General features: G+C 47.4%; 15 protein-coding genes. 5 read left to right on the forward strand and 10 right to left on the reverse strand.

The window, feature by feature from the left end; translation table 11 throughout:
- Positions 1–158 precede the first annotated feature (158 nt).
- The 3 genes from K1X61_08750 to K1X61_08760 form a co-directional block, all read right to left on the reverse strand.
- A complete protein-coding gene (locus K1X61_08750; protein ID MBX7108719.1) occupies positions 159–518 on the reverse strand; it encodes a hypothetical protein in 360 nt (119 codons plus the stop codon).
- A gap of 115 nt (positions 519–633) precedes the next feature.
- Positions 634–1,416, reverse strand: a complete 783-nt coding sequence (locus K1X61_08755; GenBank protein MBX7108720.1) for an amidohydrolase — start codon at positions 1,414–1,416, stop codon at positions 634–636.
- Positions 1,413–1,895, reverse strand: a complete 483-nt coding sequence (locus K1X61_08760) for a hypothetical protein (protein ID MBX7108721.1) — start codon at positions 1,893–1,895, stop codon at positions 1,413–1,415. The genes K1X61_08755 and K1X61_08760 overlap by 4 nt, the downstream gene beginning before the upstream one ends.
- 234 nt (positions 1,896–2,129) lie before the next feature.
- On the opposite strand from K1X61_08760, the gene K1X61_08765 reads away from it, so the two are divergent.
- Entirely contained in the window at positions 2,130–3,008 is an 879-nt protein-coding gene (locus tag K1X61_08765) for an alpha/beta hydrolase (GenBank protein ID MBX7108722.1), read from the forward strand.
- 76 nt (positions 3,009–3,084) lie between these two features.
- Here the strand turns inward: K1X61_08765 and K1X61_08770 are convergent, their stop codons facing one another.
- Complete coding sequence (locus tag K1X61_08770) at positions 3,085–4,089, reverse strand: amidohydrolase (GenBank protein MBX7108723.1); 1,005 nt, start codon at positions 4,087–4,089, stop codon at positions 3,085–3,087.
- Between the two features lie 205 nt (positions 4,090–4,294).
- Between K1X61_08770 and K1X61_08775 the strand changes: the two genes are divergently transcribed.
- Positions 4,295–9,727 (forward strand): hypothetical protein, encoded by a 5,433-nt coding sequence (locus K1X61_08775; protein MBX7108724.1) that lies wholly within the window; start codon positions 4,295–4,297, stop codon positions 9,725–9,727.
- 269 nt (positions 9,728–9,996) lie between these two features.
- Here the strand turns inward: K1X61_08775 and meaB are convergent, their stop codons facing one another.
- Genes meaB through K1X61_08790 form a run of 3 tightly spaced genes read right to left on the reverse strand, consistent with a single transcriptional unit; the run spans position 9,997 to position 11,757 of the window.
- The gene (meaB, locus tag K1X61_08780) at positions 9,997–10,896 is read right to left on the reverse strand and encodes a methylmalonyl Co-A mutase-associated GTPase MeaB (protein ID MBX7108725.1); all 900 of its coding nucleotides are present in this window, start codon (positions 10,894–10,896) and stop codon (positions 9,997–9,999) included.
- An 8-nt stretch (positions 10,897–10,904) separates the two neighbouring features.
- Positions 10,905–11,210, reverse strand: coding sequence for a zf-HC2 domain-containing protein (locus K1X61_08785; GenBank protein ID MBX7108726.1), 306 nt, complete (start codon positions 11,208–11,210; stop codon positions 10,905–10,907).
- On the reverse strand, positions 11,176–11,757 hold the full coding sequence (locus tag K1X61_08790) for a sigma-70 family RNA polymerase sigma factor (GenBank protein ID MBX7108727.1): 582 nt from the start codon (positions 11,755–11,757) through the stop codon (positions 11,176–11,178). Before K1X61_08790 ends, K1X61_08785 begins: the two co-directional genes overlap by 35 nt.
- 60 nt (positions 11,758–11,817) lie before the next feature.
- On the opposite strand from K1X61_08790, the gene K1X61_08795 reads away from it, so the two are divergent.
- Entirely contained in the window at positions 11,818–13,065 is a 1,248-nt protein-coding gene (locus K1X61_08795) for an O-antigen ligase family protein (protein ID MBX7108728.1), read from the forward strand.
- Complete coding sequence (locus K1X61_08800) at positions 13,062–13,823, forward strand: glycosyltransferase family 2 protein (GenBank protein MBX7108729.1); 762 nt, start codon at positions 13,062–13,064, stop codon at positions 13,821–13,823. Before K1X61_08795 ends, K1X61_08800 begins: the two co-directional genes overlap by 4 nt.
- On the opposite strand, the gene K1X61_08805 is transcribed toward K1X61_08800, so the two are convergent.
- A complete protein-coding gene (locus tag K1X61_08805; protein MBX7108730.1) occupies positions 13,818–15,074 on the reverse strand; it encodes an O-antigen ligase family protein in 1,257 nt (418 codons plus the stop codon). The genes K1X61_08800 and K1X61_08805 overlap by 6 nt on opposite strands.
- Before the next feature lie 290 nt (positions 15,075–15,364).
- On the opposite strand from K1X61_08805, the gene K1X61_08810 reads away from it, so the two are divergent.
- Entirely contained in the window at positions 15,365–19,021 is a 3,657-nt protein-coding gene (locus K1X61_08810) for a hypothetical protein (protein ID MBX7108731.1), read from the forward strand.
- A 108-nt stretch (positions 19,022–19,129) separates the two neighbouring features.
- Here the strand turns inward: K1X61_08810 and K1X61_08815 are convergent, their stop codons facing one another.
- Positions 19,130–19,990 carry a cyanophycinase gene (locus K1X61_08815; GenBank protein MBX7108732.1) on the reverse strand — a complete coding sequence of 287 codons (861 nt, stop codon included), beginning with the start codon at positions 19,988–19,990 and terminating at the stop codon, positions 19,130–19,132.
- Between the two features lie 70 nt (positions 19,991–20,060).
- Entirely contained in the window at positions 20,061–20,816 is a 756-nt protein-coding gene (locus tag K1X61_08820) for a LytTR family DNA-binding domain-containing protein (GenBank protein MBX7108733.1), read from the reverse strand.
- Positions 20,817–20,874 lie beyond the last annotated feature (58 nt).

A 20,874-nucleotide genomic window follows, 5' to 3' on the forward strand; every position in this document is an offset into this window, starting at 1 on the left:
GAAAGATCAGCCCCGCAGTTTGTCAAACCTCGTTGTGAGGGCTGCAATTGCGGAAGGTGATGCTGTGTTGTGCGATGGTTCCGGGTAATGGCCGGCTTAATCTTGCAAGCGGATACGATGGAAAGGCATGTCAGGCGGTATGCCCGTGGAGGAAATGATTAATACTCCATTTCCTCAAAGTAAAGGAGTATATGATCTTTCAGGAAGTCTTCCTGTTCTGTGAGGTTCATGATGGGCAGCTTCTTTTTAGCCACCCAATGTGGCCAGCCATCCTGATCAAGCCCTTGAATTGCATAATAACCGGAACGGCTCAGTACGCTGCAGGTAGCGATATGCATCAGGTCCTGCTTTTCCTCTTTATTGAATTTTTTTTGATAACGTCCTAATTCCCTGATGCCAATGAGGAAGAGGATAGCATTCAGGTCGGGCGCTTTACCAAACTGTTCTTTGAGTTTCCTGCGAAGGGCCAGCCATTTTTGTTCGCGTGCCAGCAACAATTCCTTTTCATCACTTTCCATATCCGTAAATTGATGGCCAAGGGCCGGTCAATAACAATAAATCATCAGGCTGCAGAAGCATGTCACTGCGTTTTCTGCTGCGATAACGAATGATAAAAGCCATACTATCGCAAAGTTATTCCTGCACTATTTCAAAATTGTCGCGGTCTTTGAGAAAGGGTAATGACTCCCTGATCTTAGCAAGTTGACGGCCGGATAAGGCAAAGGTTTTCACCACTTCCTGCCGGTGCTCACGGATCAGCACTTCACCCTTCGGATCAATCACCGAACTCTCTCCGGTGTAATGAATACCGGAATCCTCATCTCCCACCCTGTTTACGCCCACCACATAACACTGATTCTCTATTGCTCTGGCTTCCAGCAGTGTTTTCCAGGCATTGATTCTGCGTTCGGGCCAGTTTGCCAGATACAACAGCACATCATAATTTTCTGTATTCCTGGCCCAAACAGGAAAACGAAGATCGTAACAAATCAACGGAAGAAATTTCCATCCTTTCCATTCAACGATGATGCGTTTGCTGCCGGCAGTGTAATGCTGATTTTCTTCTCCCAAACCAAACAGGTGCCGTTTATCATAATAACTGCATGTTCCGTCCGGCCTCATCCATACCAGGCGGTTGAAATAGTATTCTCCGTCTTTCATCATCAGGCTGCCGCAAATCACTGCTTTTTTTCCGGCGGCCATCGCAGCCATCCATTGCACTGCTTCGCCATCCATGGTCTCGGCGAACTTCTCCGGCTGCATCGAAAAGCCGGTAGTGAACATCTCAGGCAGCAGGATCAGATCGGTTGCTTCACTGATGGAATTGATTTTTCCGGCAAACATCTCAAGATTCGCTGCACGATTTTCCCAATGCAGTGCACTTTGAATAAAAGTAATATGCAGGTCAGTGTTCATGTTCCGGATTTCAGGTAACGGGTAAACAGGATATATCGCTTGCCCAGATTTTCGAGCCGTTGTTTCGCATTCACTTTTTTCTCATCGGTGAGGTTATACAATTCCGGCAGCAGTTTAATCTGTTCGATATGATGGCGGATTTTTCGCATATAGGTTTCGCAGTCGTAGCCGATGTATTTTTTCAGAAATGGATTATCGCCCGTCATTTCCAGGTCAATCTTTCCTTTTTTCATTTTCTTGAAATCAAAACCATCATCAATGGCTTTGGCGAGCTGTTCAATCTTCAGCTTCTCAATCACTTTTTCCACCGGCACTTCTTTCTGAAGATAATGATCGAAAATCAGGTCTATGTTGAATTCAATCTCCGAGAGGATCCTGTTTTTAACGCCCCGCGCCTTTGACTTTTCATCCTGTACGTCTTTAACCAGACCGCGGGAGTCTTTGGCAAATCCAAACAGGTCCCTGATAAATTCAATCATGTGTGTGATTCTGTACTGCTAAAAATAAAATAATAAATGAAAACGTGCGTCATGCTATCAATAACAGGAAGCGGAGCGTACACATCGTACCTGCAAAACCGCGGACTATTCATAGTAAACCACAACGATGGAGTAAGACAGCAGGCAACTCATACGATGATGAATCAGCAACCGGTATTTGCACGTATGACGTTGAAACGTAACTTTATCTTTTTTTGAGAAAGTTTTTTATTCATGCTGAAAATATTTATGCGCCGCCGCACCTGGATTATCATCACGCTTGCGGTGATCATATTACCTGTTGCGGCATTTAAGATTATGGAAGCAGGGTTTGAAATTTCACCGGCGGAAATGAATGCTTTTTTTAAGGATAAGCCAGAGCAGCCGGTTTACCGTACCTACACGGCCATGAACCATAGCATGTTTTATGCCGCTGCCGGAAGCGACACTAATCAGCTGGTCTTGTTTATTCATGGCGCTCCGGGTTCGTGGGATAACTATATGAAATACTTTGGCGACACTGCCCTGCTTCGTCGGGCGCAGCTGGCAAGCGTTGACCGGCCCGGATACGGGCAATCGGATTTCGGCAATTCGGTAACATCGATAGCAGCGCAGGCCGCCATGATAAAACCCATACTCGACGCCAACAAATCCGGCCGGCCGGCCATACTCGTTGGCCATTCCTTTGGTGGCCCGGTGATCGCCCGTCTTGCTGCCGACTATCCGGAAAAGATTGGCGCATTGATATTCCTGGCGCCTGCCATTGACCCTGATCATGAGAAAATCTTTGCTATAAGTTATCCGGCTGACTGGACGATCTTTCGCTGGATGGTGCCCACTTCATGGAGGGTGGCAAATGATGAGAAGCTGTCACATGTGGAGGAACTGCGGAAGCTGTTGCCAATATGGTCGCAGATTAAGGTACCGTGCACGTATATGTATGGCTTGAAGGACGGCCTTGTGCCACCGGTAAATGTTGAATTTGCGAAAAAGATGCTGGTGAATGCGCCGTTACAGATCACCGCTTTCCCGAAGGAGAATCATTTTATACCGTGGACGCAGCAGGATTCTGTGACGAAGGTGATACTGCATTATCTCGATGCTAAAGAGTAACGGATCAGCAGGAATCATCATACGCTTCGTATAACGTCAGCTGCAGGTGATTAACCAACCGAAAACAGATTCTCGTTTATATTGCCGGAGGCATTCCAAGCCAATCCCATGCATTGCCCCACAATATTTTATCTTTTATGGCTGCAGGGAAGTTTCCTTCCTCAATCAGTTTTCCCGGTTGTAACTCTCCTAACGGAAAAGGATAATCACTTCCGAGGCAAATTTTGTCTTCGCCGGTCAGCTTTACAATAAACTGCAGCATGTCGGCATCGTGCACCAGTGAATCGAGCCAGAACTTTCCGAGGTAATTTTTAGGATTTACATGGTTGTCAACGGCAACAAGGTCGGGGCGTTCCTGAAAGCCATGCTCAATGCGGCCGATGGTGGCAGGAAATGAGCCGCCGCCATGTGCAAATGCCACCCGCAGCTTCGGCAGCCGCTGCAGCACACCACCGAAAATCATGGAGCAAATGGCGCGGGAAGTTTCCGCAGGCATGCCCACAAGCCATGGCAGCCAGTATTGCTGCATGTGTTCGCGGCCCATCATCTCCCACGGGTGAACAAAGACGCAGGCGCCGAGTTGCTCGGCTGCTTCAAAAAAAGGAAAGAATGACGGGTCACTGAGGTTTTTCTGGTTAACATTCGATCCGATCTGCACACCGGCCATGCCCAGCTCTTTTACACAACGCTGTAATTCAAGAATGGCAAGGTCCGGATCCTGCATCGGAACAGTTCCTATGCCTACAAATCGTTGCGGATATTTTTTTGTGATACCGGCAATGTGATCATTCAAAAATTTTGACACATCCCATCCGTGCTTTGGCTGCGACCAGTAACAAAACATAACAGGAATCGTGCTGAGCACCTGCACATTAACATGATGATGATCGCATTCCTTCATGCGTACTTCCGGATCCCAGCAGTTATCCTGTATCTCCCTGAAAAACTTATCATCCACCATCATTCTCGCGCAACAGGGCTTGTGGTGCTCGAGGCGAACAAATCCTCCATAGCCGAACTGCCTGGCCCACTCCGGCAGTTGTTCCGGTATGATGTGCGTGTGAATATCAATCTTATGCATGATGTCAAAGGTAAGAAGTATCAGCCATGTGTATGTTTATATGATTCCTTTCAGCAACTGATAACTGATCAATCACTTTTCCTGCTTTACCATAATGCATCTTTCATTTCCGACAGATTAATCAGCACCAAAATAATTTAAGTAGTGAAAGCAATCTTTGTAGCGAATTCACATTATATTTCTATTCTATTAACAACCTTTTACCATGAAACATATAACGGGCGGACTTATAAAACAGGTTCCATTCCATGTACTGATTGCTTTTGTATTATCCGGATGTGTCAATAATGGCAAGGTGCTGCAATTGGAGCACAGCAACTTTACCGGAGAAATCGCCACCGATCAGAACCTTATTTTCACTTTTGCTGAAAATCTCGTTCCCGATTCCCTGCTCAACACATGGGATACCACGGCCTATCTCACATTCAGTCCTGCCGTGCACGGAAAATATAAATGGAGCGCCCCGAATGAACTTACCTTTTCGCCTTTGGCACCATTTGCCGCCAGCACCGACTTTGAGGCAACCCTTACGGAAAACCTTACCAGGCACCTGAAGGATAAACCATCCTTGCCTAAGGACAGAAGCGTGAAGTTTCATACTCCTTACCTGCTGTTATCAACAGCGCAGGTGTTTTATACGCGCTCGCAACAGATGGCCGGCAATATTGAAGTGAGGGTTAACCTGAATTTTAACTGCAAGGTGCAACCGGCTGAGCTCAATAGTCACCTGCATCTTTTTGTAAATGAAAAAGAAGTGCCCTTTAACCTGCTGAGCGGCGAGGCTGACTATTCCATCGGCGTGGCCATTGCCGATGTGCGCGGCGACTCAAGGGAAAGCATGCCCTTAAAAATCCAGGTGGAAGCAGGGCTTCCCTGCGTTGGCAGTGCTTATGTAAGCAAGGAAAAAATGGAATTCCTCTCAGAGATTCCTGTTAAGGAAAAAATCATGATCACGGAAATGACGGCGTCGTTTGTTGATGGACTGGGTGTCATCACGGTATTCACCAATCAGCCTGTTGTCAATGAAAACATCAAGAGCATCATCACCATTTCTCCGGCGATAGCCTATTCGGCAGAACTGATTGACAATGGCTTTAATCTCAAAGGCGACTTTGAGCCCGGAAAGAATTATGACGTTACGATCACGAAAGAACTGAAGGGCATCTTCGGCTATACAATGGAAGAAAACTATACACAGCCTGTTTCTTTCGGAGAGCTGGAACCGGCTTTGGCATTTGCCGGCAGCAAGTCGCTCTATCTTTCATCGCGCGGTGCACGCAATGTGGCCATCAACATCGCAGCTATTAAAAAAATTAAAGTGTCGGTGATAAGAATCTATGAAAACAACATCCTTGACTTTATCCGCGGAGGGAATAACTGGGGTTATTATTATGAAGAGAACGGCGATGACTATGAATATTACAACTACCAATACTATAATTATGATCAATATGGTGACCTGGTGAAGGAAAAAGTAATTGACGTACAATCGCTGCCGAAACAGGGCAACTTGCGGCTGCTCAACTTGAACCTTGAAGAGGTGGGATACACTGAAAAATTCAAAGGACTGTATGTTGTGAAAGTGGAAGATGTGGATCATCAGTACATCCAGGAATCAAAGTTCATCTCACTGTCCGATATCGGTCTTATTGTGCGCGGGTCGGAAGATGAGATGCTGGTGTTTGCCAATTCTATTCTGACGGCCGACCCGTTGCCGAATGTGAAAGTGAATTTTATCAGCACGAATAATCAGACCATTCTATCCGCAACCACCGACAATAAAGGCGTTGCTGCATTCAGGAATGCGAAAGCGGCACTCGGGCGGTTTCATATTGGCATGATCACGTGCACGATGGGCGATGACTTCAACTTCCTGTTGCTGGAGAACACATCTGTGCAGACTTCACGGTTTGAAGTGGGCGGCAAATACGACAATGAAGCACACCTCGATGCTTTCCTGTATGGTGACCGCGATATCTACCGGCCCGGCGACAGTGTGCATGTGAATGCGGTGATCAGGACTGCGGAATGGAAAATTCAAAGAGATGTGCCGATGAAAATTAAATTGTTGTTGCCTTCGGGAAAAGAATACCAGTCGTATAAAAAATCACCGGGTGAGCAGGGTGCATTTGAAACATCGTTTTACCTGCCGCCATCAGTAGTGACAGGATTGTACACTATTGAATTGTATACCGGCAACGATGTGCTTATTCAATCACGCAGTATCAGCGTGGAAGAGTTTGTGCCTGACCGTATTAAAGTTGTCACGAGCCTCGATAAAACGGTTGTTAAACCGAATGATATGGTAAAGGCAGCAGTAAATGCGGCTAACCTTTTTGGTCCGCCGGCAGCGAACAGAAATTACGAGCTGCAGATGACATTGAGGCGGAATTCCTTCTATGCAAAAAAATTCACTGACTATAATTTCAATATCACTACTGCCGGTGAAATACCTTTTGAAGATGTGCTGCGGCAGGGCAAGACAGACAATGAGGGAAATGCCGTTGAACAATTTACCATTCCGGATTATCATGATGTTGGTGTGCTGTCGGGCAAAGTGATCACCACGGTTTTTGATGAGTCAGGCAGGCCGGTGAACAGGCTATCAGATTTTTCGGTGAATACGCAGGACATATTTTATGGCATCAGGAATTTTGATCACTGGCTGAGCACGAAGCAACAGCTTGCTTTTCAGTTTATCGCGGTGAATACATCGGGCGTGCCGGTGAACACAACGGCGCAAGTGGAGATATACCGTTACACCTGGGAAAATGTAGTGACAAAGCAAGGCGGAAGATATGTGTATGATGCACAACGGAAAGATCAGTTGATGTCAAGGCAAACCATCACTCTGACTGCGGATGGCGGCAGGGTTAGCTTCACGCCCATTAATTCAGGCGAATATGAAATAAGAATTCACCGGAACGGTGCTGCCACCTATGTGCAGCAGAATTTTTATGCATACGGATGGGGCGACACACAAAACACTTCATTTGAAGTAAGTACGGAAGGAGAAGTGGAGATGCAGGCCGACAAAGAAAATTATCAGCCGGGTGATAAGGCGGAGATCTTACTGAAGTCTCCGTTCAATGGAAAAATTCTTGTAACGGTAGAGCGCGACCGTGTGCTCGACTATTTTTATGTTAATACAGATAAAAAAGCCGCGGCTATTTCCATACCGGTTAAAGCGGAGTATCTGCCCAACGTGTACATCACTGCCACGGCGATCCGGAAAATTGCAGACAATCAGGTTCCGCTTTCTGTAGCACGCGGCTATATTCCACTACGCGTGGAACAAACGGAGAATAAGCTGCCTGTATCCGTTTCCGCGAATGAAAAAGCACGTTCTAACACCAGGCAGACCATCAGTGTGAAAACGGCACCCAATGCTGAACTGACGGTTGCCGTGGTGGATGAAGGCATTCTTCAGCTGAAAAATTTCCAGACACCGGATCCTTATCAATATTTCTATCAGCAGCGTGCCTTGCAGGTGCAATCGTATGATTTGTATCCATTCCTGTTTCCCGAATGGCAAACATCCTATTCATCACTGGGCGGTGACCTGGCGGAAATGGGGAAACGCGTGAATCCGTTTACGGCGAAACGATTCAACCTCGTGTCGTTATGGAGCGGTATTATAAAAACGGATGGAAGCGGCAATGCTTCCTTTACAGTGAATGTGCCACAGTTTTCAGGCGCGCTGCGGGTTATGGCTGTTGCCTACAAAGACAAGGCATTCGGTTCATCTGAGAAAATAATCAAAGTCGCCGACCCGATTGTAATCAGCACATCACTCCCGCGGTTTCTTTCTCCAAAAGATACCATCAGCGTTCCGGTGACGCTTACCAATACCACTTCAAAAGCGGCACAGGTGAATGCACAATTGTCGGTTACTGGTGCGATAAAGATTGCCGGCGCGGGCGAACAATCCGTTAGCATTCCCGCAAACAGTGAGGCAATAGTTGAATTCACGGTAGTCACTGAACCGGCTGTTGGCACGGGCACCGTGTCGGTAAATGTGAGCGGCCTTGGTGAGAAGTTCAATGACAAAACAGAGATATCCATTCGTCCGCCGGCTACGCTTACCAAGGTTACCGGCAGCGGGCTGGTGAAAGACGGCGCAGCGGAGACTATTGTTTTAAAATCGAAGATGATTCCATCTACCGTTGCCGCCAGGCTGTTGTTAAGCAAATCGCCACTCGTTCAGTTTTCAAAAGACCTGAGATACCTTTTGCAATATCCTTACGGTTGTATTGAGCAAACGGTATCGGCTGCATTTCCGCAATTGTATTACCGCGAAGTCGCACAGGCTGTCGGGCAGCAAAACAAAGCGATCCGTTACAATCCGGATTACAACGTAAACCAGGCCATTAAAAAAGTGGAGAGCATGCAATTGTATAATGGAGCAGTCAGCTACTGGCCCGGCGGCGATTACGAAAGCTGGTGGGGAACAGCTTATGCCGCACATTTCTTGTCAGAAGCGAAGAAGGCCGGATTTGAAGTAAATGAAAATATCCTGGGCAAGATGTATGATTACCTGCAAACGAAAATGAAAACAAGAGAGACGGAGGATTACTATTATTGGGATGAAGACAATATTGCCCGCTCGAAGGTTATTGTAAGAAGGGAAATTCCGTATTCCATTTTTGTGCTTGCCCTTGCCGCTAAATATGATCAGACGGCCATGAATTATTATAAGGCACACATGGAACTGTTGTCATTAGACAGCAGATATATGTTGTCATGTGCTTTTGCACTTGCCGGCAATCAGGCAGCGTTTACCAGTCTGCTGCCGGGTGCTTTCAGCGGCGAGGTATCAAAGCGCGCTTCGGGCGGCAGTTTTTATTCGCCTGTGCGGGATGAAGCGCTGGCATTGTATGTATTGCTGGAAGCTGATCCGGATCATCCGCAAGTGGGTATCATGAGTAAACACCTGTCGGAAAAACTGAAGACGGCAGGCTGGCTTTCTACGCAGGACCGTTCATTTGCATTTCTTGCATTGGGAAAAGTTGCCAGGCGGGCACAACAGAGTAATGTAACGGCCAAAGTGATGGTGAACGGAAAAGAGCTTGCTGCTTTCAACGGAACGGATGTCTTGATTACACAGGGCATCGCAGATCAGTCCGTCAGCATACAGGCTAACGGCAGCGGCAATGTGTACTATTTCTGGGAGCAGGAAGGCATTCCGTTTGATGGCTCATACACGCAGGAAGACAGCTATCTGAAAGTGAGAAAATCATTTTATGACCGTTCCGGCCATCTGATAAACACTGCCTCTATCCGGCAGAACGACCTGGTAGTGGTGAAGATTTCATTACAGGCATTGGATTATAAGAACAGCATTGAGAATGTGGCCGTCACCGATATCCTGCCGGCGGGGCTGGAGATTGAAAATCCGCGCATTGGTTCCATCCCCGAATTATCGTGGATCAAAGATGCCGCGGCATACGATTATATGGATGTGCGTGACGACCGCATTTCATTTTTTACAACGGCAACCGGCGCTGAGAAGAATTATTATTATGTGGTGCGTGCGGTTTCAAAGGGATTGTTTCAGATGGGGCCTGTCAGTGCTGATGCCATGTACAATGGAGAGTATCACAGTTATTGGGGAGCGGGGAAGGTGGTGGTGAAGTGAGGGGGAAAGTAGTGAGTCCTGAGTCGTAAGTAATGTAGGTGACTGTTGAATGTCTGCGAATAACGTTGTCACTGTTTCTTGAGGATATCAAACTCAGGCAAAAGGGCTGATGGATATGCATGCTACGATAGAAGCTATCTCAAAATACCTGGAGTCATCCAGTTCAGATTAATCGGGATCAGGATCTTTTCCATTCATTGACAGATGCCGAAATAAATCCGGCATGACCGCATCGATTGCCTGTTTTGAGATAGCTGCTAATATCACCGTCAAAAATTTTTGGCGAAGCGATACACATTAAACCCGTCGCGGGAGCTTGCTTTTTCCAGTTCGGCCTGGAGCTTTTTTTTGTCGACCGATTTCATTTTTTCTTTCTGAATGATACGCCATGCTTTCTCCGCCAGCAGCATTAACCGGCGGGTATTGGAAACACCGGCATGCCTGTGCTGTTGTATTTGCTCAAGCAATGCATCGATGCCGTTATTGCTGGTGGCCACAGTTTTCAAAACGGGAATTATCCATTCCCGTTGCATGACCGAAGCGGCGAGGGTGCGCAGGTTTTTGGCAAACAGATCAGCATCGGCACGGTCGGCTTTGTTCACCACAAAAATGTCGGCGATTTCCATCAGGCCTGCTTTCATGGTTTGAATCTCATCACCTGCTTCCGGCACCATCACCACAATGGTGGTATCCGCTAATCCTGCAATTTCCACTTCCGACTGCCCAACGCCGACTGTTTCAATAAAAATATAATCGAAGGGAAAGGCATGCATTACATCGGTTACTTCCATGATCTTGTCGGATAAACCACCAAGCGAACCGCGCGTTGCCATGGAACGAATGAAGACATTGGGATGATTGAAATGTTCCGCCAGCCGGATGCGGTCGCCGAGCAATGAGCCGAAATTAAAAGGGGAAGATGGGTCGATCGCGACGATTCCGATCATGCATTTATTCCTGAGCAGGTGATGAACAATTGCGTTCACCAATGAACTCTTTCCTGCGCCGGGAGGCCCCGTGATGCCGATCACCGGTATTACCCGAGCATTAATTTTTTCGAGCAGTTCCTCACTGCCTTGTAAATCATTTTCAACCAGTGTAATGGCTCTTGCCAGTGATTTGATATCTCCGGCTTCAATTTTTTGTAAAAGGGTGGAAACGACAGTCATGTCAGGCATCAGCGGTCGGCTTTGCCCAAGATACGCGAACGGATCTGCTCAACCAATTGGCCGGGAATCTGGTGACGGGATATTCTTTCATTCAGGAATTGCTTGAATGATTTTTCAATCTCATATTTTTCCAGGCAACGAGAGCAATGATTGATGTGGGAAAGAAAAGCTATTTCTTCATCTGCAGACAGTTCGCCGTCAAGCGCCATCATCACGTGCTTCATGGTCTCTTTGCAATCGTACACGTTTTTTTTAGCCCGGGATTTCAGCCCCAGTCTTTCAGCGATTTTCTTTATACCCCATTTTTTTTGCATAGTCCCGTAATTTTTCTTTCATGAGGTTGCGTGCACGATGCAGGCGTGAACGAACGGTGCCGATTGGTATGTCAATTATTTTGGCAATTTCTTCATAGGTGAATCCTTCCACATCGCTCAGCAGAATCACGGTTCTGAAATCTACCGGCAATCCATTCACGGCCCTTGTTACTTCATCACCGATCAGTCCCTTGAAAAGATCTTCCCGCAAATCCATGTTGCCGATGCCGGCGGCGGTGTCACTCTCCTGGTAGGTAACAAAGTCTTCATAATCCACTTCATTCGGTTGCCGTGATTTACGCCGGTATTCATTAATGAAGCCATTCTTGAGAATTTTGAACAACCATGCTTTGCTGTTCGTTCCGCGTTCATACGAATCAATGAAACGATATGCCTTTAAAAAGGTGTCCTGAACGAGATCGTTCGCATCTTCTTCGTTATACGTAAGGTGATAGGCGAAATTATAGAGCGCCTCCGCATGCGGGAGGAATTCTTTTTCAAACAGCTCACTGTTGCTGTTTACGATGGTATTCAGCTCTTCTGCCACGCTTTAAAAATAAGTGAATAAATAGTTCTATAAAAGTTATTAGCGTTTACCTTTGAACCATTGGACCAGCGAAAGCCATATTCCGCGCTCAATACCTTCCTGCAAGCCATCCCTTTTCTGGCACTTGCCGCCGGTATTGCGGGAATGTTTATCGCACGTGCCATGGTAAGCATCAGCATGATGGTGATGGCAGGTTATGCGGTAATACTCACCGATCCGCGTAAGACGTTCCGGTTGTTTTTCGGTGACCCTGTGCTGGTATCCCTCACGCTGATTTTTTTTCTCTATGCAGCAAGCTATTTCAATTCAACAGAAGACCCGGTTTTTTATCTTGAACGCCTGCGGCTCAAATTGCCTTTTCTCGCCCTCCCTGTTGCTTTCACTGTTTTCAAAAACAATATAACGGCAAGGCAGTTCAGCCTTTTGCTCAGTTTCTTCTTTTATATCGTGGTGATTACAACACTGATCATCACGGTGAACTATGCTGCGGATTTTGAGGAAATCAATAATGCGTATAAACAAGGACGCGTCATTGATACACCTTTCAGCCATATCCGGTATTCACTCATGGTTTCGTTTGCGATTTTTACAGGCTATTACCTGTTCATTCGCAGGGCTACCATCCTGTTTGCCTGGGAACGCTGGCTGACCGGCGCCTTCACCATCTACCTGATTTTCTTCATTCACCTGTTGGCAGTAAGAAGTGGCCTCGCCGCATTTTATGCCTGTGTTATTTACCTGATTTTTAACTTTATTTTTCGGGGCAGACAATTGAAATCAGCGTTGCTGCTGTCTGCCGCATTGATTCTTTTGCCCGTGCTGGCTTACCTCGTGCTGCCTTCCGTGAAAGCGAAGGTGAATTACATGGAATACGACCTGCGACAGCTGTGGCAGTTCAATAATGCATCCGGGCTTTCAGATGGCGGACGGATCTTATCCATTGAAAAAGGAATGCAACTCATCCGGGAACATCCGCTTACCGGCGTTGGTATAGGTGACCTGAAACAGGAGATGACAAGGAAGCTTTGCGAAGCGCCGGAACATCCGCGCGACTATCTGCTGCCACACAATCAGTTTGTGTTTGTGGCCGCCGGCACGGGGCTGATTGGATTATTTATTTTCTGCCTCGGCGTTTTTCTTCCGCTCTTCAATAAAAACAGGATCAGCAATATTCTGTTTGTATGCTTTAATATTATCCTGCTTTCTTCTTTCCTCACGGAAGCAACGGTGGAAGAACAAATGGGCACTGCATTCTACCTGCAGTTTCTGCTACTGATGGTTGTGTTTCTTCAATCAGAAAAATCATGACGCCGCTATCCGTGGTCATCATTACGTTTAATGAAGAGCAAAATATCGGGAACTGCCTTCAGTCGGTGAAAGCGGTGGCAGATGAAATAGTGGTGGTGGATTCCTTCTCTACGGATCACACCAGGCAGATTGCCGGGCAGTACGGCGCCAGGGTTATTCAAAAGGAATTCGGCGGACACATTGCACAAAAAAATCTTGCTGTTTCACTGGCTTCATATCCGCATATCCTATCACTCGATGCCGATGAGTGTTTATCGGATGAATTAATACAATCCATAGTTCACCTCAAAAGCAACTGGCAGCATGACGGATATTTTATCAACCGGCTCACCAGCTTCTGCGGGCACTGGGTGCGGCACAGTGGCTGGTATCCCGACAGAAAGCTGCGGTTGTTCGACCGGAATAAAGGAACATTCAGCGGCACCAATCCGCACGACAGGTTTGAGTTGCAGGCCGGTTCATCTTCAGGAAGGATACGCGGCAACCTGCTGCATTATACAGCCGACTCCGAAGCGGGCTACCGTGCCAAGATGGAACGGTATGCAGACATTGCTGCAGCCGCAATGCACCGTCAAAACAAAACCATCAGCCTGCCAATGCTTTATCTAAAAACAGCTGCAGCTTTTTTGCGGAATTATGTTTTGCGGCTGGGCTTCCTCGATGGCAATACGGGCTGGAAAGTCTGTACCATCAGTGCCGGTTATACTTTTCAGAAATATGCCAAACTAAGAAAACTGAACAGTGACGGACGCTCATAGCAGCAGCGTCTTGCCAATGCTTTCATTGTTTTCAGCCATCAGCGCTGCTCTTGCCAGCAGGGCATTGAAGTAAGAGAAGAAAACTACACCGGCTTCCGATTCTAACATGCTTTCGGTAACCATGCAAAAAAGGAATAACAGCAGAAACAATGTGTACACCGGTTGCCGCGCCGGCACAGCGGCCCTGAGTGCGGCAATAATGGAAATGATAAACAGGAGTAACCCGGGAATGCCAATAGCGAGGGCCATCTGCAGGAACTGATTGTGTGCATTCAGTTTATCGTTCAGCGGCGATAAGAGATTATTCTCTTTGTATTGCTGCAGCAGTGCATCGGTAACATCGCCGGTGCCCACGCCGAAGGGATGCTCCTGAATGACCTGCAGCGAGCTTTGCCAGATAACTTTTCGCATGGTTACGCTATTCGGGGCATTATTGGTGTAAGGCTCTTCCAGTTGCGACTGCATTTTCTCCAGCCGCATTTTTGCTTCCGGCACAAAAAATATCACCAGTAATAAGCTGCCAACCATCCCTGCACTGATGGCAATGCCTGTCAGCAGATTTGTTCTCCGTGCAAAATAATACAGCAGCAAAGCAGGTAAGAGCAACAGCAGGGCAATCATTTCCTGCCGTGCGGAAAGTAAAAAGATCATGAGTATGAAAAAAACAATGGCGGTTCCTGAAATTACGGCATTGCCGAACAGGTGATTATTTTTTCTTTCCAGGAAAGGAAGCATCAGCGTGATGATGCTGAAGAGCAGATACATGGAGCAATACGAGGGATGAATGGCCAGCGGGGCAGTCAGGTTGGTGTAGGTAAAATGGTTCGTCCCGTTTGAAAAAAAGGAGACGGTGGCGATGGAGAGAAGCAGGAGGCAGCAAAACAAACAACCCAGCATAAAAAAACGGAAGACCACCCTTATCGGCGGAAGTACCAATTTGCCTGGTGCGAAAAAAAATAGAGGGAACAGCAACATGGATATCTTCAAGAGCAGGTTTTCGGTGCCTGCTGACAAATGAACCGTCGCGATCATGCCTAGCAGGTATGCAGCATATACTCCGGTAAAAAGCAGCGCCAGCGGTTGCCGGAAAATGATCTTCAGCTTTAATATGATATTGCCATCCGCCAACCAGATGATGGTAAGTGCTGCTATCAGAAAGCCGGTAGTCCGCGGAAATGCCGGCAATAGAAAAGCAATGGCGATAACAAAGAATGAAAACAGGTGGCCGAGAATGTTTCTAGCGGAAGGCATCTATAAGGCAGTACATGAAATGCAGGCATGGCTGAATGGCATGCGTGATAGCGAAGTAAGTAAAATCAAATGATAACAGCGGCCATTATTTTGCAATCGGTAACGGATTGCTTCGGACGGCAGACTTCAAGGTGTCTGTGCGGAAAAGGGCTGACGGAACAAAATAATGATCCAAACGTATGACCGGATATCAGCCACCATCTGTCAACTGTTACTATACTTAAATTCATACCTTGTTGCAGGCACCACCATTTATTACGGTGCAGCCACCAGGCCAAATAAATATCGGGATGCAGGAAGAATCAGTACCGGAGTATAAACAGCAGCAGGCAAAGAATGACATGCTGTTGCTTCAATGTCTGCAACAAAAGAGAATGTTTATTCAGCAGGTATGGCGGATGGCCACTGCAGCATGTATATTGATCTTGTTGCTTTCGCCGCAGCTGACTGCGAAGCAGGTAAGTACGCTGACGGCAGTACACCGTCACGGACAGGTTTTCCTCACCTGGAACAACCATCCCAATAATAATAATTACTACAAGGTGTATCGTTCCCTGTCACCCATATTGCATGGGTCTCAGCTGGCAGGCTGCGAATATCTAGGATGGGTATCTCAAAAGAGTGCCATTGATTTTGATCTCACTGCCCATTTCAAACAAAATTATTACCTGGCTATTGATTCGGGTGGCACACCGCTCGCACCGACGAAAGGGCTGATGGTAGCCACTACACTGGTCACCGGTACTTATTACTATGCTGTTACCATTCTTTTCAATGGCTCAGAAGACACCACCATAACGTATGGCATTAATTCCCTCGCTACACCAGTAACAGAAACAGTAGCAACACCGCTGCCTGTTTTTCAACGAACATTGGTGATTGGCGGAAGCATGGTGGAGGCGTATGCAAATTTCATCAGTTTTAAAATTTCCGTGACTGAACCGCCGGTTAATGCGGCAGGATTCCTTGCGACTGATTTCCTGCTATACAGAAACAACAGCACCGGCCATCAGCCGCTTGTAGTATACTGGCATGGCGGCGGCACTGATTTTTTCGCCAATATCGCGCAGGTCACCTCGGATGAGATGAATCTGAATATTGAACAATTGTTCCCCAGCGGGGCAATATCAGGATACTGGGGCGGTAATTCCGGGTATAATATTTACACGAAGGAGATGTTTGTTCCCGTTTCCGGCATCAACTATAATTATTACCAGGCGCGATATAGATCCACCATCGATTGGGCGATCCGAACTTTGGATATCGATTCCAACAGGATTTATTACCATGGTTCCTCTGCCGGTGCATGCGGCGCCATATTATCAGCTGTTACATATCCGGAAAAGATTGCCGCAGTAACGATTTCTGTTCCCTGCTTTAATGTTGGATTTATGAATGATTCCGTTACAACGAATTCGTTTAACGCAGGGGGCAAAAACCGAATTGATGTCGACAGGCTCCTGGGGCAGGTGAGTACGAATCTGCCCACCAACCTCGGTGACAATACATTTGATGTGGTAAACTGCGCATGGCTGCTGCATAAATATAAAACGCGCGACCTGCCTCCCATTTATGCCATCAACGGCAAAATGGATTCAACCGTCGGCTGGACGGAAAAAACAGTTTACTATGACTCCGTTACTGCGAATGCTGCAGGAGGTTATTATTTCTGGGATCAGCGAAGCCATGGAGCAGCAGAAGGATTTTGGACAATAGAGAATTTTGATCTGTTCAGGTACCGGCGCAATTGTTCATACCCTGCTTTCAGCAAAAATTCGCTGGACGAAGATCCGGGCAATGGCAGCCGTACAAGCGGCGAGCTGTATGGTAGTGTAAACGGCTCGCTTGATTGGACGGCAGATGTTAGCGACAGCATCAACTCGTGGACGGTGCGTTGTTTTGTCCGGAATCTCTACGGTGCAGACAGTCAGTTAGTCGTTTATCCCGAATCCGCATTAGTGTCTGTAACTCCGCGGCGGCTGCAGCAGTTTCATCCCCCGGAAAATACTATTGTCACCTGGAAAGTATTTCACCGGCAGCAGGTCAGTCAGTCGGGATCAATACTCTACCGTGGCGGCCTGATCACCCTCGACAGCATCAGGATTTATAAAGACACCATACAGCTGCAGCTTCAGTATTCGACCACGGATACACTGTATGAAGACTTAGATGAAGACAGTTTTGGCAATGCCGGATCATGGCTGATGGGAAGTTCATCCTATGCGGGCTATGTCACCAATCGTGATGATTGCAACGACAATGATGCCGGCATACATCCCGGTGCGACCGAAAACTGCAACAGCGCCGATGACAACTGCAATAACCTCACGGATGAAGGAACAGGATACCGTTTATATGCCGATGCAGACGGTGATGGATTTGGCAATGTAATAGATACGGTGCGAGCTTGTGATGCCATGGCAGGCTATGTGGCTGACGCTTCGGATTGCAACGATAATGTGTCCAGCATGCATCCCGGCGCTGAGGAGCTGTGCAACGATGCGGATGATAACTGTGATGGGACAATTGATGAGAATGTGCGCATAACTTTTTATGCGGATGCAGATGCTGACGGCTATGGCAATAAGAATGAAACAACCTATTCCTGTGTGCTGCCTGCCGGTTATTCTATGGATACTACCGATTGCAATGATGCCGATGCCGGCATACATCCCGGCGCATCAGAAACCTGCAATGACGCCGATGATGATTGCAATATGCAATCCGATGACGGACTTGTGCAGATTATTTATTACCCGGATGATGATGCCGATGGCTATGGCAGAGAAGAAGGATTCATCAGCACCTGCCAGTCCACCCCGCCATCAGGCTATGCCACCAACACAGCAGACTGCAATGATGGAGCGGCCACAATTTTCCCGGGCGCCACCGAAGTCTGCAACAGCCTTGACGATGATTGTGATACACAGGTTGATGAGGAGGTGGTGCCGGCGGTTATCTCCCCTACGGGAAACATCACGATATGTGCCGGATCTGGACAATTGTTGCAGGCGGAAGTCAGCACAAGCGTCGGTTATCAATGGATCAAAGACGGCACTGCTATAAATGGCGCAACCGATGCTGCTTACATTGCCACCGAAGACGGCACCTATTCCGTACTGATCACATCGGGCAGCTGCAGCCAGCTATCACCAGGCACAACGGTCAACAGTAAGGCATTACCCAAATCAACCATAACACCTGCCGGAACCATTAAGCTTTGTCCTGGTTTGCCGCTATTGCTGAAAGCGAACACGGGTAATGATTTCACCTATCAATGGATGTATGAAGGCCTACCGGTCACAGGTGCTACAGGCAGTGAATATAATGCTGTGTCAGCAGGCGGTTATGTGGTGATGGTCACTAATAACGCAGGCTGCACCAAAGCATCTCCTGTAACTACGTTACAGAATTATGCAGGCGCAAACGCAAAGATTACCGTTACAGGCGATCTGAATATATGCAGCACCGGTTCTGTACAGCTTAATGCGAAAGTGAATGCCGGCTATACCTATCAGTGGTACTTAAATAATGCGGTAATAGCCGGTGCTACCGGCGAGAGCTTTACCGCTGCTGTTGCAGGAAAGTATAAATACCTTGCCACCACGGCAAATGGCTGTTCTGATTTTTCCGGCAAAAAAACCGTTGCAGGATGCCGGCTTGATGGCGTTGAAGCGACAGCGATAGCCGGAATTAATATTTACCCCAATCCGGCTGACGGAATTTTTTATGCGGACCTGCAGCTTCCGCAACAGTATGAAGGTGCAGTCAGCATCAGTGTGATCAATTACTACGGACAGACGGTATATGCTGCGGAGGCAACCATTAAAGACGGAATGCTGCATCAACCCATTTTAGCGCATGCAGTGATGCCGGCCGGAACCTACCTGATTAAAGTCACGGCAGATCAAATTTTATACATTGGTTCGGTGGTGATTATCGATTGAGATGAAGAGCGGATGTTTCGGCAAAACGGGAAAAATATCAATGATGAAGAATACATTGATTTCATGAACGGCCGGATTCACTGAAAATTGATCTGCAACACAACCACCTCACTTCTTAATGCTGAATTTTTCACCCGGCAGATAAACGGATACATCAATATCATTGGCGCCAACGAGGTGATTTTTTCCTTTACGGATCTGATCGGGTGTTTCTATCACCAGCACTTCACTGAGGCCGGTTACCGTCGCAGAGTCATCGTGTACAATGATGGCTGTAGCTTCATCAATGCCGATACACTGATAATGCGGATGGCTGATCACAGCGGAAAACAAACGGTTATAACGGCTTCGCGCAATGAAGTGCATATCAACGATTACGCTGTCGAGCAGGCCCAGGCCTTCTTTCAGCTCGATGTTGGAATCGAGCAGCACCGGAAAGGTAGGCGCATATGCGGTATCCATCAGCTGATTGCCGGTAATCATCAGGCTGCTCATAATAGCAGCACCGGCGCTCGTGCCACCAACAGTTGCTCCCATCCGGTACGCCTGCTGTATGGTTGCTTTCACCGTGCTGCCCGCAATCAGCTGCATCATCCGCAGCTGATCACCGCCGCCGATAAAGATGATTTTGGAACGCTTCAGCGAATCAAGTTTCGCAACATCCTGTATGGCCGCGGAGTCAAACTTCACGCATCGTTGCCCGGTCATGCGCTGCAGCTGATCATTGATCCAGAAGTAGGAACTGTCATAGGTACTTGGCAGTGTAATGGCTGTCATGAGGTCTCCCTGTTTCCATCCCGACAGTATGATCATTTGCTGCATCAGCGTATCATCACGGTCGCCGCCGCCGATGATGAAAAGCGTGCCGGAGGTGTTTTCCGGTTTATGTTGTGGTTCATTATTGGCAACATGACAGGCAGATAAAGAAAGCAGCAGGACGGCTATAATGGTATGAAAGAGTTGATGCATGATATCAGCCAGTTAAATGGTAAAGCGTTAGCGTAAAAGCAGTGCGTACGGACTGAGCGCTAAGATATCATTAAGCCGATTCCTTCAGCTTGTTTTTCACTTCTTCCCATTTTCTCCTTGATACGTCCACTTCCATGTCATCTTCCATCAGGAGCCGGTGTGTATTCAGGATGCTGCGCACATAGCGCCTGTTTACGAGATGCGATTTGTGCACGCGCAGAAAACGGTGTTCATCGAGCAGGTCGGCAAAGTCTTTCAGCGTGCGTGATGCCAAAAGCTTTTTATGCCCGCGCAAGTGAAACAGGGTATAGCTGCCATCGGCTTCGAGCCGTATTATCTCCTGTATCGGAAGAAAGAGGGTGCCTTCCGTGGTGGCGATGGCCAGCTTAAAGTCATCGGTTGTTTTCGCGCGGAGGTTGCTGATAAAATTCTGCAAAACAGGAACGGGTGTATGGGCACTCCCTTTCTTATCCCTGAATCGTTGCACGGCATTCTTCAGTTCATCCGGGTTGATGGGTTTCAGCAGGTAGTCAAGTGCGCTGTAGCGGATAGCCCTGATGGCATAATGATCAAAGGAGGTGATAAAAATAATTTCAAAGGAAACCGGATCAATCCTGTTGAGCATATCGAAGCCGCTGCCGCCTGGCATCTCAATATCGAGAAATACCAAATTGGGCTGATGGCGTGCAATAGCCTGCAATCCTGAAGCGGCATCGCTGCAGTTGGCTACCAGCTGCAGATCGGTAAAGAAAAGCTGCAGGTAGTCTTGCAGCGATTTGCGCGTAAATTCATCATCATCAATAATAATGGCTTTGTAAATGCTCATATCGTATCAGTTACGCGGTAAGTGCTGATGTTACGCGGATGACATTTTTTTTATGACA

The sequence above is a fragment of the Chitinophagales bacterium genome (assembly GCA_019694975.1).
Classification (GTDB): domain Bacteria; phylum Bacteroidota; class Bacteroidia; order Chitinophagales; family UBA10324; genus JACCZZ01.

Excerpts from the sequence above, each read along its gene's own strand:
- K1X61_08750 (MBX7108719.1), bottom strand. The coding sequence starts at position 518 with ATGGAAAGTGATGAAAAGGAATTGTTGCTGGCACGCGAACAAAAATGG.
- K1X61_08755 (MBX7108720.1), bottom strand. The coding sequence starts at position 1,416 with ATGAACACTGACCTGCATATTACTTTTATTCAAAGTGCACTGCATTGG.
- K1X61_08760 (MBX7108721.1), bottom strand. The coding sequence starts at position 1,895 with ATGATTGAATTTATCAGGGACCTGTTTGGATTTGCCAAAGACTCCCGC.
- K1X61_08765 (MBX7108722.1), top strand. The coding sequence starts at position 2,130 with ATGCTGAAAATATTTATGCGCCGCCGCACCTGGATTATCATCACGCTT.
- K1X61_08770 (MBX7108723.1), bottom strand. The coding sequence starts at position 4,089 with ATGCATAAGATTGATATTCACACGCACATCATACCGGAACAACTGCCG.
- K1X61_08775 (MBX7108724.1), top strand. The coding sequence starts at position 4,295 with ATGAAACATATAACGGGCGGACTTATAAAACAGGTTCCATTCCATGTA.
- meaB (MBX7108725.1), bottom strand. The coding sequence starts at position 10,896 with ATGACTGTCGTTTCCACCCTTTTACAAAAAATTGAAGCCGGAGATATC.
- K1X61_08785 (MBX7108726.1), bottom strand. The coding sequence starts at position 11,210 with ATGCAAAAAAAATGGGGTATAAAGAAAATCGCTGAAAGACTGGGGCTG.
- K1X61_08800 (MBX7108729.1), top strand. The coding sequence starts at position 13,062 with ATGACGCCGCTATCCGTGGTCATCATTACGTTTAATGAAGAGCAAAAT.
- K1X61_08805 (MBX7108730.1), bottom strand. The coding sequence starts at position 15,074 with ATGCCTTCCGCTAGAAACATTCTCGGCCACCTGTTTTCATTCTTTGTT.
- K1X61_08810 (MBX7108731.1), top strand. The coding sequence starts at position 15,365 with ATGCAGGAAGAATCAGTACCGGAGTATAAACAGCAGCAGGCAAAGAAT.
- K1X61_08815 (MBX7108732.1), bottom strand. The coding sequence starts at position 19,990 with ATGCATCAACTCTTTCATACCATTATAGCCGTCCTGCTGCTTTCTTTA.
- K1X61_08820 (MBX7108733.1), bottom strand. The coding sequence starts at position 20,816 with ATGAGCATTTACAAAGCCATTATTATTGATGATGATGAATTTACGCGC.